14 protein-coding genes and 1 pseudogene are annotated in these 17,645 nt (G+C 38.8%); 14 read left to right on the forward strand and 1 reads right to left on the reverse strand.

Annotation, left to right across the window (positions count from 1 at the left end; translation table 11 throughout):
- Window positions 1-208 precede the first annotated feature (208 nt).
- The 13 genes from proB (at window position 209) to RQ973_RS08175 (ending at window position 11,558) form a co-directional block, all read left to right on the forward strand.
- A complete protein-coding gene (proB, locus tag RQ973_RS08115; RefSeq protein WP_311523579.1) occupies window positions 209-1,318 on the forward strand; it encodes a glutamate 5-kinase in 1,110 nt (369 codons plus the stop codon).
- 9 nt (window positions 1,319-1,327) lie between these two features.
- Window positions 1,328-2,590 carry a glutamate-5-semialdehyde dehydrogenase gene (locus tag RQ973_RS08120; RefSeq protein WP_311523580.1) on the forward strand — a complete coding sequence of 421 codons (1,263 nt, stop codon included), beginning with the start codon at window positions 1,328-1,330 and terminating at the stop codon, window positions 2,588-2,590.
- Window positions 2,591-2,593: 3 nt separating this feature from the next.
- On the forward strand, window positions 2,594-3,391 hold the full coding sequence (gene proC / locus RQ973_RS08125) for a pyrroline-5-carboxylate reductase (protein ID WP_311523581.1): 798 nt from the start codon (window positions 2,594-2,596) through the stop codon (window positions 3,389-3,391).
- 119 nt (window positions 3,392-3,510) lie between these two features.
- Window positions 3,511-4,149, forward strand: a complete 639-nt coding sequence (tmk, locus tag RQ973_RS08130; RefSeq protein WP_311523583.1) for a dTMP kinase — start codon at window positions 3,511-3,513, stop codon at window positions 4,147-4,149.
- Window positions 4,146-5,036: a DNA polymerase III subunit delta' gene (locus tag RQ973_RS08135; RefSeq protein ID WP_311523584.1), complete on the forward strand. Its 891-nt coding sequence runs from the start codon at window positions 4,146-4,148 to the stop codon at window positions 5,034-5,036. Before tmk ends, RQ973_RS08135 begins: the two co-directional genes overlap by 4 nt.
- A 29-nt stretch (window positions 5,037-5,065) precedes the next feature.
- Window positions 5,066-5,383, forward strand: coding sequence for a DNA replication initiation control protein YabA (yabA, locus tag RQ973_RS08140; RefSeq protein WP_001034369.1), 318 nt, complete (start codon window positions 5,066-5,068; stop codon window positions 5,381-5,383).
- 2 nt (window positions 5,384-5,385) lie between these two features.
- Window positions 5,386-6,264, forward strand: a complete 879-nt coding sequence (gene rsmI, locus RQ973_RS08145) for a 16S rRNA (cytidine(1402)-2'-O)-methyltransferase (protein WP_311523585.1) — start codon at window positions 5,386-5,388, stop codon at window positions 6,262-6,264.
- Window positions 6,265-6,500: 236 nt separating this feature from the next.
- Window positions 6,501-7,835 (forward strand): methylenetetrahydrofolate--tRNA-(uracil(54)-C(5))-methyltransferase (FADH(2)-oxidizing) TrmFO, encoded by a 1,335-nt coding sequence (gene trmFO / locus RQ973_RS08150; protein ID WP_311523586.1) that lies wholly within the window; start codon window positions 6,501-6,503, stop codon window positions 7,833-7,835.
- Window positions 7,836-7,921: 86 nt separating this feature from the next.
- On the forward strand, window positions 7,922-8,656 hold the full coding sequence (gene pyrH / locus RQ973_RS08155) for a UMP kinase (RefSeq protein ID WP_000433488.1): 735 nt from the start codon (window positions 7,922-7,924) through the stop codon (window positions 8,654-8,656).
- 9 nt (window positions 8,657-8,665) lie between these two features.
- On the forward strand, window positions 8,666-9,223 hold the full coding sequence (frr, locus tag RQ973_RS08160; protein WP_001262232.1) for a ribosome recycling factor: 558 nt from the start codon (window positions 8,666-8,668) through the stop codon (window positions 9,221-9,223).
- Window positions 9,224-9,283: 60 nt separating this feature from the next.
- A complete protein-coding gene (cvfB, locus tag RQ973_RS08165; RefSeq protein ID WP_153224996.1) occupies window positions 9,284-10,138 on the forward strand; it encodes an RNA-binding virulence regulatory protein CvfB in 855 nt (284 codons plus the stop codon).
- A 7-nt stretch (window positions 10,139-10,145) separates the two neighbouring features.
- On the forward strand, window positions 10,146-10,361 hold the full coding sequence (locus tag RQ973_RS08170) for a YozE family protein (protein WP_001232087.1): 216 nt from the start codon (window positions 10,146-10,148) through the stop codon (window positions 10,359-10,361).
- Between the two features lie 210 nt (window positions 10,362-10,571).
- Window positions 10,572-11,558, forward strand: coding sequence for a PhoH family protein (locus RQ973_RS08175; RefSeq protein WP_049529477.1), 987 nt, complete (start codon window positions 10,572-10,574; stop codon window positions 11,556-11,558).
- Here the strand turns inward: RQ973_RS08175 and RQ973_RS08180 are convergent.
- Window positions 11,457-12,500: pseudogene (locus RQ973_RS08180) on the reverse strand (transposase). The gene RQ973_RS08175 and the pseudogene RQ973_RS08180 overlap by 102 nt on opposite strands.
- A 272-nt stretch (window positions 12,501-12,772) precedes the next feature.
- Between RQ973_RS08180 and RQ973_RS08185 the strand changes: the two are divergent.
- The coding region (locus RQ973_RS08185) for a S8 family serine peptidase (RefSeq protein ID WP_311523588.1) at window positions 12,773-17,645 on the forward strand (4,873 nt) is incomplete at its 3' end.

Here is a 17,645-nt window from a genome sequence, read left to right on the forward strand (position 1 = left end):
GAGGGTGGACGTACTGTTGGTTCAGGTATGGTTACAGAAATCGAAGCTTAATTCGATTTAGTTCCCAGAAGAACAATTATTTAAGTCAGACACTAAAAGAATCTTGCTATGCAAGGTTCTTTTTTTGCGATCAAAAGTGAGAGAGTTACTTTTTTACAATTTCATAAAATCATGGTAAAATGGTTAAATATTAAATTTGGAGAAAAATATGAAGTATAAGCGTATCGTATTTAAAGTGGGAACTTCATCCCTGACACATAAAGATGGAAGTTTATCTCGCAGTAAAGTAAAAGCTATCACACAACAGCTTGCAATGCTGCATGAAGCAGGTCATGAGCTTATTTTGGTGTCTTCTGGGGCTGTTGCAGCAGGTTTCGGAGCCTTAGGATTTAAAAAACGACCAACAAAGATTGCGGATAAGCAAGCTTCAGCGGCGGTTGGTCAAGGATTGCTTCTGGAAGAATATACAACCAATTTGCTCTTAAGACAGATTGTTTCAGCGCAAATCTTGCTGACCCAGGATGATTTTGTCGATAAGCGACGTTATAAAAATGCCCATCAAGCTTTATCTGTCCTTCTCAATCGTGGCGCGATTCCTATTATCAATGAAAATGACAGTGTCGTTATAGATGAACTAAAGGTCGGAGATAATGATACGCTCAGTGCTCAGGTAGCTGCAATGGTGCAGGCAGATCTTTTGGTTCTCTTAACAGATGTAGATGGTCTTTATACTGGTAATCCTAACTCGGATCCAAGAGCTAAACGTCTGGAGAGAATTGAGACCATCAATCGAGAAATTATAGATATGGCTGGTGGAGCAGGATCATCTAATGGAACTGGTGGCATGCTAACTAAGATAAAGGCAGCGACCATTGCGACAGAGTCAGGAGTGCCGGTTTATATCTGTTCATCCTTGAAAGCTGATGCTATGATAGAGGCGGCAGAGAAGACCAAGGATGGTTCTTTCTTTGTTGCACAAGAAAAGGGACTTCGTACCCAGAAACAATGGCTAGCCTTTTATGCCAAAAGTCAGGGAGCAATTTGGGTTGATAAAGGGGCGGCAGAAGCCCTCTCTCAACATGGAAAGAGTCTCCTTTTATCAGGGGTTGTAGATGTTGAGAGCAATTTTTCTTATGGTGATATTGTAACGGTATTTGATAAGGAAACTGGAAAATCACTCGGAAAAGGTAGAGTGCAACTAGGTGCATCGGGGCTCAAAGATGTCCTTCGTTCTCAAAAAGCCAAGGGAGTCCTGATTCATCGTGATGACTGGATTTCTATCACTCCTGAAATCCAACTACTCTTTACAGAATTTTAGAGGTAAACTATGGTAAGTACACAAGAACAATTTGAACTGGTACAGGCAGTTAAAAAAACCATCAATACTGCTAGTGAAACAGTAAAAAACCAAGCCTTGCTAGCTATGGTCGATCACTTATTGGCAGCTACTGAAGAGATTTTATCAGCTAATGTCCGTGATATGGAAGCAGCAAAGGGTAAAATATCAGATGTTATGCTCGATCGTCTTTATTTGGATGCAAGTCGTATCCAAGCGATGGCAACAGGTATTCGTGATGTGGTTGCTTTACCAGATCCAATTGGTGAAGTCCTAGAAAGAAGTCAGCTTGAAAATGGTTTGATCATTACTAAGAATCGTGTGGCTATGGGGGTTATTGGCATTATCTATGAAAGTCGTCCAAATGTGACTTCTGATGCAGCTGCCCTTGCTCTCAAGAGTGGAAATGCGGTTGTTCTTCGTAGTGGTAAGGATGCCTATCAAACAGCTCATGCCATTGTCACAGCCTTGAAGAAGGGCTTGGAGACTACTACCATTCATCCAGACGTCATTCAATTAGTAGAAGATACTAGCCGTGAAAGTAGTTATGCCATGATGAAGGCTAAGGGTTATCTAGATCTTCTTATTCCTCGCGGAGGTACCGGGTTAATCAATGCTGTGGTTGAGAATGCTATTGTGCCAGTTATCGAGACAGGAACTGGAATTGTCCATGTATATGTGGATAAGGATGCGGATGAAGACAAGGCACTGTCTATTATCAATAACGCTAAAACTAGTCGTCCTTCTGTCTGCAATGCTATGGAAGTGCTGCTTGTTCATCAAGACAAGGCGGCAAGCTTCCTTCCTCGCTTGGAGCAAGTTCTGGTTGCCGATCGAAAAGAAGCTGGACTGGAACCGATTCAATTGCGTCTAGATGAGAAAGCTAGTCAATTTATTTCTGGGATAGCAGCGGAGCCACAAGATTTTGACACTGAGTTTTTAGACTATGTCCTAGCTGTAAAAGTAGTTTCTAGTCTTGAGGAAGCTGTAGAGCATATAGAAGTCCATAGCACCCATCATTCGGATGCGATTGTGACTGAAAATGCTGATGCTATAGCTTACTTTACAGATCAAGTGGACTCGGCAGCGGTTTATGTTAATGCTTCGACTCGTTTCACAGATGGTGGTCAATTCGGACTAGGATGTGAAATGGGGATTTCTACTCAGAAATTACATGCGCGTGGTCCAATGGGCTTGAAGGAATTGACCAGCTACAAATATGTGGTTACTGGTGATGGACAGATAAGGGAGTAAGAGATGAAGATTGGATTTATCGGCTTGGGAAATATGGGAGCTAGTTTGGCTAAGGCTGTCTTGCAGGCAAAAACGAGTCATCAGATTCTCCTTGCTAATCGTAGTCAAGCAAAAGTAGATGCTTTTATTTCCAATTATGGTGGTCTGGCTTCTAGTAATGACGAAATCTTTGCAGAAGCAGATGTGATTTTTCTAGGAGTAAAGCCAGCTCAATTTTCTGAACTGCTTACTCAATATCAGTCAATCCTTGAGAAACGAGAAAGTCTTCTTTTGATTTCTATGGCTGCTGGTTTGACCTTGGAAAAACTCGCTAGTCTTCTTCCAAGTCACCATAGGATTATTCGTATTATGCCTAATACCCCTGTTGCTATTGGGCAAGGAGTGATTAGTTATGCCTTGTCTGCAAATTGTCATCCAGAAGACAATGAACTATTTTGTCAACTGTTAGCCAAGGCTGGCCAGTTAGTTGAATTAAGCGATGGTTTAATAGATGCAGCAACAGGGCTTGCAGGCTGTGGACCAGCCTTTGTCTATCTATTTATCGAAGCCTTGGCGGATGCAGGAGTTCAAACAGGATTGCCAAGAGAAACGGCATTGAAAATGGCGGCTCAAACAGTAGTTGGTGCAGGTCAAATGGTCCTAGAAAGTCAGCAACATCCTGGAGTCTTGAAAGACCAAGTTTGCAGTCCAGGTGGTTCAACCATTGCTGGTGTAGCAAGTCTAGAAGAGCATGCTTTTCGAGGAACCGTTATGGATGCTGTCAATCAAGCCTACAAAAAAACTCAAGAATTGGTAAAATAAGAGGTGAGCGTTAAAACTCACACTCTTTTTTTCTTACAGAGAAGGAATTGAAAAAAGCTTTTCACAAATTCCCATTTTTTTGATAGAATAGAAGAGAGAAAAATAGAAATGAGTCAGACATGTCAAAAGGATTTTTAGTCTCTCTTGAGGGACCAGAGGGAGCAGGAAAAACAAGCGTTCTTGAAGCTCTAATCCCTATATTAGAAGATAGGGGAGTGGAAGTTTTAACAACCCGTGAACCAGGTGGGGTCTTAATTGGAGAAAAAATTCGCGAAGTTATCCTAGATCCTAGTCATACTGAAATGGATCCTAAGACTGAGCTTCTCCTCTATATTGCTAGTCGTCGACAACACTTGGTGGAAAAGGTCTTACCAGCACTTGCAGCTGGAAAACTGGTTATCATGGATCGCTTTATCGATAGTTCTGTTGCTTATCAGGGCTTTGGGCGTGGTTTAGATATCGATGCTATTGATTGGCTTAATGAGTTTGCGACTGATGGACTGAAACCTGATTTGACTCTTTATTTTGATATTGAGGTCGAAGAGGGACTGGCACGTATTGCTGCCAATAGTGATCGAGAGATCAATCGTTTGGACTTGGAAGGTCTGGACCTACACCGAAAAGTCCGTCAGGGTTACCTATCTCTTTTGGAAAAGGAAGCAAACCGCATTGTAAAAATCGATGCTAGTCTACCACTTGATCAAGTAATTGAAAATACGCAACAGCTACTTTTTGACAGGATGGGATTAAGGAGATGAAACAAGAGCAATTAAGAGCTTGTCAACCTCTACAATTTGAACGTTTTGTCCATATCTTGGAGCAAGGGCAGCTCAATCACGCCTATCTCTTTTCAGGTAATTTTGGAAGTTTAGAGATGGCCCTTTTCTTGTCTAAAAGTCTCTTTTGTAGTGAGAAAACTGGTATTTTTCCTTGTGAAAAATGTCGGAATTGTAAATTGATTGAGCAGGAAGAATTTCCTGATGTGACCATGATTAAACCTCTGAATCAAGTCATTAAGACGGAGCGTATCCGGGAATTAGTCGGTCAATTTTCGCAGTCTGGTATTGAAAATCAACGTCAGGTCTTTATTATCGAGCAAGCGGAAAAAATGCATGTGAATGCTGCAAATTCTCTTTTAAAGGTTATTGAAGAACCACAAAGCGAAATCTACATTTTCTTTTTGACTGATGATGAGGAACAGATGTTACCAACGATTCGAAGTCGGACACAGATTTTCCAATTTAAGAAACAAGTCTCTACTTTAATGTCACAGCTTGAAGAGGCTGGTTTAGTAAAAAATAAAGCTAAGCTATTGGCTCAGTTTAGTCAATCTCAGGCGGAGGCTGATAAGCTAGTGCATCAAGCAGGATTTTGGACACTAGTAGATGAAAGTGAACGCCTTTTTTCTTGGCTTTTAGCCCATAAAAAAGAATCTTACTTGCAAGTTGCAAAATTAACGAGTTTGGCTGATGATAAAGAAAAGCAAGATTACGTGTTCAGAATTTTAGAGGTATTAGCTGGCCAGGATGTTCTCAATGTTTCTGCGAGGAACATCTTGCAAAATCTCGTCCAAACTCGAAAAATGTGGCGGGCCAATGTTAGCTTTCAAAACGCTTTGGAATACCTGGTTTTACAAAAAAATTAAAGTGACGATAGATTATAGAAAGGGCTGTAATGAATAAAAAAGAATTATTTGATGCTTTAGATGACTTTTCACAGCAATTGTTGGTAACCTTGGCAGACGTCGAAGCTATCAAGAAAAATCTCAAGAGTTTGGTAGAGGAAAATACAGCTCTTCGTTTAGAAAATGATAAACTGAGAGAACGTTTGGGAGAGGTTGAGGAGACAGCTCCAGCCAAAACGAAACATGTAAGGGAAAATGTCCGTCGCATTTATGAGGACGGTTTTCATGTTTGCCGTGACTTTTATGGCCAACGTCGAGAGCAAGATGCAGAATGCATGTTTTGTGATGAGTTGTTATTTAGGGAGTAAGTATGCAGATTCAAAAGAGTTTTAAGGGACAAACTCCCTATGGCAAGCTTTATCTAGTCGCAACGCCAATCGGTAATCTAGATGATATGACTTTTCGCGCTATTCAGACCTTGAAAGAGGTCGACTGGATCGCGGCAGAAGATACTCGTAATACTGGACTTTTGCTCAAGCATTTTGAAATTTCAACCAAGCAAATCAGTTTTCACGAACATAATGCCAAGGAAAAAATTCCTGATTTGATTGGTTTGTTGAAGCAAGGTCAAAATCTTGCCCAAGTATCTGATGCAGGGATGCCTAGTATTTCTGACCCAGGTCATGATTTGGTTAAGGCTGCGATTGAAGAAGATATCGCAGTTGTCACGGTTCCAGGAGCTAGTGCAGGAATTTCTGCCTTGATTGCCAGTGGCTTAGCACCCCAACCTCACATTTTTTATGGTTTCTTACCACGAAAATCAGGCCAGCAAAAGCAGTTTTTCGAAGCGAAAAAAGCTTATCCTGAGACCCAAATTTTCTATGAATCACCTCACCGTGTGGCGGATACGCTAGAAAATATGCTAGAAGTCTACGGTGATCGTTCAGTAGTCTTGGTTCGAGAATTGACCAAGATATTTGAAGAATACCAAAGAGGTAAGATTACAGAGTTACTAGAAAGTATTTCTGAAACACCGCTTAAGGGCGAGTGTCTTCTCATTGTAGAGGGTGCTAGTCAAGAAGTAGAGGATAAGGATGAAGAGGACTTGTTCTTAGAAATCCAAGAACGTATCCAACAAGGAATCAAGAAAAATCAAGCCATTAAGGAAGTCGCTAAGATTTATCAGTGGAATAAAAGCCAACTCTACGCCGCCTACCACGAATGGGAAGACAATCAAGAAAACAACTAGACAGGGAAGTTTTCCTTCTTCCCTTTTTTTGTTATACTAGAAGAAGAAAAAAATAGAAAGATTTGTGGGAGTGAAAAAGTCCGGGGGACTTTTTCAGCCTGAGCCTGAAAACTCGAAAGCGAAGTAAGTCCTGTGGACTTTTTCAGCCTGAGCCTGAAAACTCGAAAGCGAGAAAAGTTCGGTTGGCTTTTTTTATGTGAATCTTTACTTCACACTCCCAAAGAGGTATTAGTGTCGTGTCTCAATCTTATATCAATGTTATCGGTGCTGGTTTGGCAGGTTCTGAAGCAGCCTACCAAATCGCAGAGCGTGGTATTCCAGTTAAACTTTATGAAATGCGTGGTGTCAAGTCAACACCGCAACACAAAACTGACAATTTTGCAGAATTAGTGTGTTCTAATTCCTTGCGTGGAGATGCTCTTACAAATGCTGTAGGTCTCCTCAAGGAAGAAATGCGTCGTCTAGGTTCTCTTATCTTGGAATCAGCAGAAGCAACGCGTGTTCCTGCTGGTGGTGCTCTCGCGGTTGACCGTGACGGTTTTTCTCAAATGGTTACTGAGAAGATTGCCAACCATCCCTTGATTGAGGTCGTTCGTGACGAAATTACAGAATTGCCAACAGATGCTATTACAGTTGTAGCGACTGGACCTTTGACTAGTGATGCACTTGCTGAGAAAATTCATGCTCTTAATGGCGGTGACGGTTTTTATTTTTACGATGCTGCAGCGCCTATTGTGGATGTCAATACAATCGATATGAACAAGGTTTATCTCAAATCTCGTTATGATAAGGGAGAAGCTGCCTATCTCAATGCTCCGATGACCAAGCAAGAGTTTATGGATTTCCATGAAGCTTTGGTTAATGCAGAAGAAGCACCTCTTAACTCTTTTGAAAAAGAAAAATACTTTGAAGGCTGTATGCCAATCGAAGTCATGGCTAAACGAGGCATCAAAACCATGCTCTATGGACCCATGAAGCCAGTTGGTTTGGAGTATCCAGACGATTACACAGGTCCTCGTGATGGAGACTTTAAAACTCCTTATGCGGTCGTTCAGCTTCGTCAGGACAATGCTGCAGGTAGTCTTTATAACATCGTTGGTTTCCAAACTCACCTTAAATGGGGAGAGCAGAAGCGTGTCTTCCAAATGATTCCAGGTCTTGAAAATGCTGAATTTGTTCGCTATGGTGTTATGCACCGTAATTCTTATATGGATTCACCAAATCTTCTTGAGCAGACCTATCGTTCTAAGAAACAGTCAAATCTATTCTTTGCTGGTCAGATGACGGGTGTGGAAGGCTATGTTGAATCTGCTGCATCAGGTCTAGTAGCTGGTATTAACGCAGCTCGTCTTTTCAAGGGCGAAAGCGAGGCTATTTTCCCAGAGACAACAGCAATTGGAAGTCTAGCTCATTACATCACCCATGCTGATAGTAAACACTTCCAACCAATGAACGTCAATTTCGGAATTATCAAGGAATTGGAAGGCGACCGCATTCGTGATAAGAAGGCTCGTTATGAAAAAATTGCAGAGCGTGCCTTGGCTGATTTGGAAAACTTTTTATCCGTTTAAAATTTTCAAAAGAATAACTCATGAGACTATAAAATTCTCAAAAAATGTGATAAAATAGTTTGAATAAAATAAAGGAGCGAAGTCAGGTGGAACCCAAATATAAACGTATTTTGATTAAGTTATCAGGTGAGGCCCTTGCTGGCGAGCGTGGTGTCGGAATTGATATCAAAACAGTTCAAGCAATGGCTCAAGAAATTCAAGAAGTACATAACTTAGGTATTGAGATTGCCCTTGTTATTGGTGGAGGAAATCTCTGGCGTGGAGAACCTGCAGCAGAAGCTGGAATGGATCGTGTACAAGCAGACTATACAGGAATGCTTGGAACCGTTATGAATGCTCTTGTGATGGCAGATTCATTGCAACAAGTTGGTGTTGATACACGTGTTCAAACAGCCATTGCCATGCAACAAGTAGCAGAACCTTACGTTCGTGGTCGTGCCCTTCGTCATCTTGAAAAAGGACGCATTGTTATCTTTGGTGCGGGAATTGGTTCACCATACTTCTCAACAGATACAACAGCTGCTCTTCGTGCAGCTGAGATTGAAGCGGATGCTATCTTGATGGCAAAGAATGGTGTCGACGGCGTCTACAATGCTGATCCTAAGAAAGATAAAACTGCTGTTAAATTTGAAGAATTGACTCACCGTGACGTGATCAATAAAGGTCTCCGTATCATGGACTCAACAGCTTCAACACTTTCAATGGACAATGATATTGACTTGGTTGTTTTCAACATGAATCAACCAGGAAATATTAAACGTGTTGTATTTGGTGAAAATATCGGAACTACAGTTTCAAATAATATCGAAGAAAAGGAATAAGAAAAGATTATGGCAAACGCAATCGTAGAAAAAGCAAAAGAGAGAATGACCCAATCTCACCACTCACTTGCTCGTGAGTTTGGAAGTATTCGTGCTGGCCGTGCTAATGCTAGCTTGCTTGACCGTATCCACGTTGAGTACTATGGTGTTGAAACACCACTTAACCAAATTGCTTCTATCACAATCCCAGAAGCGCGTGTCTTGTTGGTAACACCATTTGACAAATCATCTTTGAAAGATATCGAACGTGCTTTGAATGCTTCAGACCTAGGTATCACACCAGCTAACGATGGTTCTGTTATTCGCTTGGTAATCCCAGCTCTTACAGAAGAAACTCGTCGCGACCTTGCTAAAGAAGTGAAAAAAGTGGGTGAGAATGCTAAAGTTGCTATCCGTAATATCCGTCGTGATGCTATGGACGAGGCTAAGAAACAAGAAAAAGCAAAAGAAATTACTGAAGACGAATTGAAGACTCTTGAAAAAGATATTCAAAAAGCAACAGACGATGCTGTTAAACACATCGACGAAATGACTGCCAACAAAGAAAAAGAAATCTTGGAAGTCTAAGAAATAAACAGAAAAACTCAGTTGGCATTGCTGGCTGAGTTTTATTCGAAAGAAGGAAACATGAATACAAATCTTGCAAGTTTTATCGTTGGACTCATCATCGATGAAAATGACCGTTTTTACTTTGTTCAAAAGGATGGTCAAACATATGCCCTAGCTAAAGAAGAAGGTCAGCATACAGTTGGTGATACGGTCAAAGGTTTTGCTTACACAGATATGAAGCAAAAATTGCGCCTCACTACTACAGAAGTGACTGCAACTCAGGAACAATTTGGTTGGGGAACCGTAACAGAGGTTCGTAAGGACCTGGGTGTTTTTGTCGATACAGGACTTCCTGACAAGGAAATCGTTGTGTCACTAGATATTCTTCCTGAACTTAAAGAGCTCTGGCCAAAGAAAGGTGATCGACTTTATATCCGTCTTGAAGTAGACAAGAAAGACCGTATCTGGGGAATCTTAGCTTATCAGGAAGATTTCCAACGATTGGCACGTCCTGCCTACAATAACATGCAGAACCAAAACTGGCCTGCAATTGTATACCGTCTCAAATTATCAGGAACCTTCGTCTATTTACCAGAGAACAACATGCTTGGATTTATCCATCCAAGTGAGCGCTATGCAGAACCACGTTTGGGCCAAGTGCTAGATGCGCGTGTCATTGGTTTCCGTGAGGTTGACCGAACGCTTAATCTCTCTCTAAAACCACGCTCTTTTGAGATGTTGGAAAATGATGCGCAGATGATCTTGACTTACTTAGAAAGCAATGGTGGCTTCATGACCTTGAATGATAAGTCATCACCAGATGATATCAAGGCTACTTTCGGTATTTCAAAAGGTCAATTTAAAAAAGCACTCGGTGGTTTGATGAAGGCTGGCAAAATCAAGCAAGATCAGTTCGGCACAGAGTTGATTTAGGAGGCTTATGAGAAAATCATTTTATACTTGGCTCATGACCGAGCGCAACCCTAAAAGCAATAGTCCCAAAGCAATTTTAGCGGATCTGGCTTTTGAGGAGTCCGCCTTTCCGAAACATACAGATGATTTCGATCAAGTGAGTCGTTTTTTAGAGGAACATGCTAGCTTTTCCTTTAATATGGGAGACTTCGATCGTATCTGGCAGGAATATTTAGAACATTAAGGCTACTAGATGGGGTTGGGGATAGTAATTTCTCAGCCTCTTTGCTATAATATAGTCATTCAGTTATCTTTTATGAGGATTTTACTTATTTTGGCAAGTATCGTTTACCATTACGAATTGTCAGAGTGATAGGATTTTTGAAAGTTATTTCATTCTTAAAAGAAAACAAAAATGATAAAACGAAATAAGAGAATTAGAGAGGTTCTTTGTTTGAAGGAACATTCAATAGATATTCAACTGAGTCATCCAGATGACCTATTTCATCTTTTTGGGTCCAATGAGCGCCACCTTCGATTGATGGAGGATGAGTTAGATGTCATCATCCATGCCCGTACAGAGATTGTACAAGTCTTGGGAGAGGAGTCTGCTTGTGAGGAAGCCCGCCAAGTTATTCAAGCCTTGATGGTCTTGGTCAATCGTGGAATGACCGTTGGAACTCCGGATGTAGTGACGGCCATTACCATGGTTAAGAATAATGAAATCGATAAGTTTGTCGCCCTCTATGAAGAAGAGATTATTAAGGATAATACAGGCAAGCCTATCCGTGTTAAAACCTTGGGTCAAAAGCTTTATGTGGATAGTGTCAAACAACACGATGTGACCTTTGGTATTGGGCCGGCAGGGACAGGTAAAACCTTCCTAGCAGTGACCTTGGCTGTTACAGCTCTTAAACGTGGTCAAGTCAAGCGTATTATCCTGACTCGTCCAGCAGTAGAAGCTGGAGAAAGCTTGGGATTTCTTCCAGGAGATCTCAAGGAAAAGGTAGACCCTTATCTTCGTCCAGTATACGATGCTTTATATCAGATTCTTGGGAAGGATCAAACTACCCGTCTTATGGAACGTGAAATTATTGAAATTGCTCCTCTAGCCTATATGCGTGGGCGTACCTTGGATGATGCCTTTGTCATTCTTGATGAGGCGCAAAATACGACCATCATGCAGATGAAGATGTTCTTGACCCGTCTTGGATTTAATTCTAAAATGATTGTCAATGGGGATATTAGTCAGATTGACCTACCTCGGAACGTCAAGTCAGGTTTGATTGATGCTCAAGAAAAACTCAAGAATATTCACCAGATTGACTTTGTACATTTCTCAGCCAAGGATGTGGTTCGCCATCCAGTTGTCGCTCAAATTATCAGAGCCTATGAACCTCGACCTGTCAAAGCTGAAGAAAACCAAGAAGAAACAGAATAAAGAAAAAGGTTGGCAAAAACTCGCTTCCAAATAAAACCACACAGTGATTCCAGTCTTGAATATAATCAAGCTGAAAGAAACACTGTGTGGTTTTTGAATAGTGGATGTTTTAGAGGCTAGATTCTTGGCCAACTTGGTGAGATTCATGCTTATAAAGATGAATCCTATCTCTGTTGCGACAGCTTGTTTACCTCTGACATGCACTCTGCGCACGCCAAAAACACTCTTCAATCTACCAAAAACGGGTTCAACATCGATTTTCTGTTTTGCATAGATTCGAGAGCCTTCTTCACTATGTAATGTTTGCTTAAGGAGTTCCTTAAAGTAATTCCAAGTTGGATTATAATGGATTTGTTTCTGATTTCCACTATCTGTTTTAGCTAACTGTTCTAACTCAGGAGTATCTTGAACTTTATCCGCCTCGTAAATCTTGAAATCACGTTGAAAGCCATCCTTATCAGTTCGACTAGAGTAGTTCTTAAAGGAATAAACTAGGCCATCGCGCTTTATAAACCGGTCCGTGTCCTCAAGATATTCCCAGTTCATTGGATTATTTGTGCTCGTCTGGTACTTTTTAGTCAATTTTGATTAGGTTGTTGGCATGTTTACTGGAGCGGAAGTTATTAATCGTTTTATAGCTAACACAGGTATCTTGGCTCAACCATTTCATGGGAATGACATTTGAACGATTTTACGTCCAGAGAACTCTTGACGAGCATAAGTGAACACTATCATCTTCATGAGTATAGCTGGATGAAAGGCAGGGCGACTAATGTGAGAAGTTTCTTCCAGTAGCACTTGGCAAGGAATACTGTCCACAAAGAGGCTAATCATTCTCGCTTCGTGACTTAGTGGAATATCGTAGGCAAGATTCACTTCCAAACTTAAATGAGTTTTTGGTGGTTTTAGTAGTGGTTCAACTTGATTGCTACTATTTTTGATGGTGTGAATGTGCTTATAATGTATTCCAGTTAACCACGAAAGCTTTGGATTTTATAAAATTAACACACATTAATAAAAAAATTAACCTGTATTAATTTTTTCTTGACTTAACTTTTTTTAATTGATATACTATTTTTCAGAGAGCTAACAATTATATATAAATGTACTACTCTATTTCCTAGATAATACTTAGTAAAACTTTTTATAACAAAGGCTAGCAAAGTTAAAGTTTTCTATCTATTGGAAGTTAAATAAATATGTAAGGAATTAAAATGAAAAAAAGTACAGTATTGTCACTAACCACAGCTGCAGTTATTTTAGCAGCATATGTCCCTAATGAGGTAGTTTTAGCAGACACATCTAGCTCTGAAGATGCTGTAACTATCTCTGATAAAGAAAAAGTAGTAGATAAACAAAAAGAAAACAAAGAAAAACTTGAAGATGTTCATAATGCTATAGAAACTTCAAAGGATACTGAAGAGAAGAAAACAACAGTTATTGAGGAAAAAGAAATTGTTAGTAAAGAATCTGTGATAGACAATAAAACTAACAATGAAAAAACAACAATCAAAAAAGAAGATTCCAATCAATCCAAAGAAGATAGAGCGGACTCGTCTGCAAGTAAAGACCCAGAAAGTCCCCAAAAAGAGAATAAACTTGTCTATATTGCTGAATTTAAAGATAAAGAATCTGGAGAAAAAGCAATCAAGCAACTATCAAATCTTAAGGATACAAAAGTTTTATATACTTATGATACGGTTTTTAATGGTGTTGCAATAGAAACAACTCCAGATAATCTGGACAAAATTAAACTAATAGAAGGTATCTCATCGGTTGAACGATCACAAAAAGTACAGCCAATGATGAATCATGCTAGAAAGGAAATTGGAGTTGAAGAGGCAATTGATTACCTAAAATCTATCAATGCACCATTTGGGAAAAACTTTGATGGTAGAGGTATGGTCATTTCAAATATCGATACCGGGACAGATTATAGGCATAAGGCCATGAGGATTGATGATGATGCTAAAGGCTCAATGAGATTCAAAAAAGAAGACTTAAAAGGTACTGATAAAAATTTCTGGTTGAGTGATAAAATCCCTCATGCGTTCAATTATTATAATGGTGGTAAAATCACTGTAGAAAAAGCTGATGATGGAAGCGATTATTTTGATCCACATGGAATGCATATTGCAGGGATTCTTGCGGGGAATGATACTGAAAAAGATATTAAAAACTTTAACGGAATAGATGGAATTGCTCCTAATGCACAGATTTTCTCTTATAAAATGTACTCTGACGCAGGATCTGGCTTCGCAGGAGATGAAACAATGTTTCATGCTATTGAAGATTCGATCAAACACAATGTCGATGTTGTTTCGGTATCATCTGGCTTTACAGGAACAGGTCTTGTAGGTGAGAAATATTGGGAAGCTATTAGAGCGTTAAGAAAAGCAGGCATTCCAATGGTTGTAGCTACGGGTAACTATGCGACTTCTGCTTCAAGTTCTTCATGGGATTTAGTGGCAAATAATAATCTGAAAATGACCGACACTGGAAATGTAACGCGAACTGCAGCACATGAAGATGCGATAGCGGTCGCTTCTGCTAAAAATCAGACAGTTGAGTTTGATAAAGTTAACATAGGTGGAGAAAATTTTAAATACAGAAATATAGGTGCCTTTTTCGATAAGAATAAAATCATAACAAACGAAGATGGTTCAAAAGCTCCTAGTAAATTGAAATTTGTATATATAGGCAAAGGTCAAGACCAAGATTTGATAGGATTGGATCTTAAGGGCAAAATTGCAGTAATGGATCGAATTTATACCAAGGATTTAAAAGATGCTTTTAAACGAGCAACGGATAAGGGCGCACGCGCCATTATGGTTGTAAATACTGCCAATTACTACAATAGAGATAATTGGACAGAGCTTCCAGCCATGGGATATGAAGCGGATGAAGGGACTAAAAGTCAAGTATTTTCAATTTCAGGAGATGATGGTGTAAAGCTATGGAACATGATTAATCCTGATAAAAAAACTGAGGTTAAAAGAAATAGTAAGGAAGATTTCAAAGATAAATTGGAGCAATACTATCCAATTGATATGGCCAGCTATAATTCTAATAAACCGAATGTAGGTGACGAAAAAGAAATTGACTTTAAGTTTGCACCTGACACAGACAAAGAATTGTATAAAGAAGATGTCATAGTTCCAGCAGGATCCACATCTTGGGGACCGAGAACAGATTTGCTTTTAAAACCTGATGTCTCAGCACCAGGTAAAAATATTAAATCCACTCTCAATGTCATTAATGGGAAATCAACTTATGGTTATATGTCAGGGACTAGTATGGCAACTCCAATCGTGGCAGCTTCTACTGTTTTGATTAGACCAAAGTTAAAGGAAATGCTTGAAAGACCTGTGTTGAAAAATCTTAAGGGAGATGACAAAATAGATCTTACAAGTCTTACAAAAATTGCCCTACAAAATACTGCACGTCCTATGATGGATGCGACTTCTTGGAAAGAAAAAAGTCAATACTTTGCATCACCTAGACAACAGGGAGCAGGGCTAATTAATGTGGCCAATGCTTTGAGAAATGAAGTTGTAGCGACTTTCAAAAACACGGATTCTAAAGGCTTGGTAAACTCTTATGGTTCTATTTCCCTTAAAGAAATAAAAGGAGATAAAAAATACTTTACCGTTAAGCTTCACAATACATCAAACAGACCTTTAACATTTAAAGTTTCAGCATCAGCGATAACTACAGATGCTCTAACTGATAGACTAAAACTGGATGAAACATACAAAGATGAAAAATCTCCAGATGGTAAGCAAATTGTTCCAGAAATCCATCCAGAAAAAATCAAAGGAGCAAATATCACATTTGAGCATGACACTTTCACTATAAGCCCAAATTCTAGCTTTGATTTAAATGCGGTTATAAACGTTGGAGAGGCTAAAAACAAAAATAAATTTGTAGAATCATTTATTCATTTTGAGTCAGTGGAAGAAATGGAAGCTCTAAACTCTAGCGGGAAGAAAATAAACTTCCAACCATCTTTATCGATGCCTCTAATGGGATTTGCTGGGGATTGGAATAAGGAACCAATCCTTGATAAATGGGCTTGGGAAGAAGGTTCAAAATCAAAAACAATGGAAGGTTATGATGATGATGGTAAACCAAAAATTCCGGGAACCTTAAATAAGGGAATTGGTGGAGAGCATGGTATAGATAAATTTAATCCAGCAGGAGTTATACAAAATAGAAAAGATAAAAATACAACATCTCTAGATCAAAATCCAGAATTATTTGCTTTCAATAACGAAGGGATCAACGCACCATCATCAAGTGGTTCTAATATTGCTAAAATTTATCCTTTAGATTCAAATGGAAATCCTCAAGATGCTCAACTTGAGAGAGGCTTAACACCTTCTCCACTCGTATTAAGAAGTGCAGAAGAAGGATTGATTTCAATAGTAAATACAAATAAAGAGGGAGAAAATCAAAGAGACTTAAAAGTCATTTCGAGAGAACACTTTATTAAAGGAATTTTAAACTCTAAGAGAAATGATGCAAAGGGAATCAAATCTTCTAAACTAAAAGTTTGGGGCGACTTGAAATGGGATGGACTCATCTATAACCCTAGAGGTAGAGAAGAAAATGCACCAGAGAGTAAGGATAACCAAGATCCAGCTACTAGGATAAGAGGACAATTTGAACCGATTGCAGAAGGTCAATATTTCTATAAATTTAAATATAGATTAACTAAAGATTACTCATGGCAGGTTTCCTATATTCCTGTAAAAATTGATAACACAGCCCCTAAGATTGTTTCGGTTGATTTTTCAAATCCTGAAAAAATTAAGCTGATTACAAAGGATACTTATCACAAGGTAAAAGAGCAATACAAGAATGAAACCCTATTTGCGAGAGATCAAAAAGAACATCCTGAAAAATTTGATGAGATTGCAAACGAAGTTTGGTATGCTGGCGCCGCTCTTGTTAATGAAGACGGAGAGGTTGAGAAAAATCTTGAAGTAACTTATGCAGGTGAGGGTCAAGGAAGAAATAGGAAACTTGACAAAGACGGAAATACCATTTATGAAATTAATGGTGCGGGAGATTTAAGAGGAAAAATCATTGAAGTCATTGCATTAGATGGTTCTAGCAATTTCACAAAGATTCATAGAATTAAATTTGCTGATCATGCTGATGAAAAGGGGATGATTTCCTATTATCTAGTAGATCCTGATCAAGATTCATCTAAATACCAAAAGCTTGGCGAGATTTCTGAATCTAAATTTAAAAATTTAGAAAATAGAAAAGAGGATAGTCTTAAAAAAGATACAACTGAGGAAGAAAATCATCAAGACAATGAAGAGTCTATCGAAGAAAAATCTAGCTTGACTATTCATAAAACTATTTCAACAATTAGAGAGTTTGAAAGTAAAGACTTGAAGAAACTCATTAAAAAGAAATTTAGAGAAGTTGATGACTTTACAAGTGAAACTGGTAAGAGAACAGAGGAATACGATTATAAATACGATGATAAGGGAAATATCATTGCTTATGACGATGGTAGTGCCTTAGAATATGAAACTGAAAAACTTGACGAAATCAAATCAAAAATTTATGGTGTTCTAAGCCCGTCTAAAGATGGACACTTTGAAATTCTTGGAAAGATAAGTAATGTTTCTAAAAATGCCAAGGTATATTATGGCAATAACTATAAATCTATAGAAATCAAAACGACTAAGTATGATTCACATTCAAAAACGATGACATTTGATTTATACGCTAATATTAATGATATTGTGGATGGATTAGCTTTTGCAGGAGATATGAGATTATTTGTTAAAGATGATGGTCAGATAAAAGCTGAAACGAAGATTAGAATGCCTGAAAAAAATAAGGAAACTAAAACAGAATATCCCTATGCATCAAGTTATGGGAATGTAATAGAATTAGGAGAAGGCGATCTTTCAAAAAACAAACCAAACAATTTAACGGACATGGAATCTGGTAAAATCTATTCTGATTCAGAAAAACAACAATATCTATTAAAGGATAATATCATTCTGAGAAAAGGCTATGCACTAAAAGTGACTACCTATAATCCTGGAAAAACGGATATGT

It is taken from the genome of uncultured Streptococcus sp. (assembly GCF_963511325.1).
GTDB lineage: Bacteria > Bacillota > Bacilli > Lactobacillales > Streptococcaceae > Streptococcus.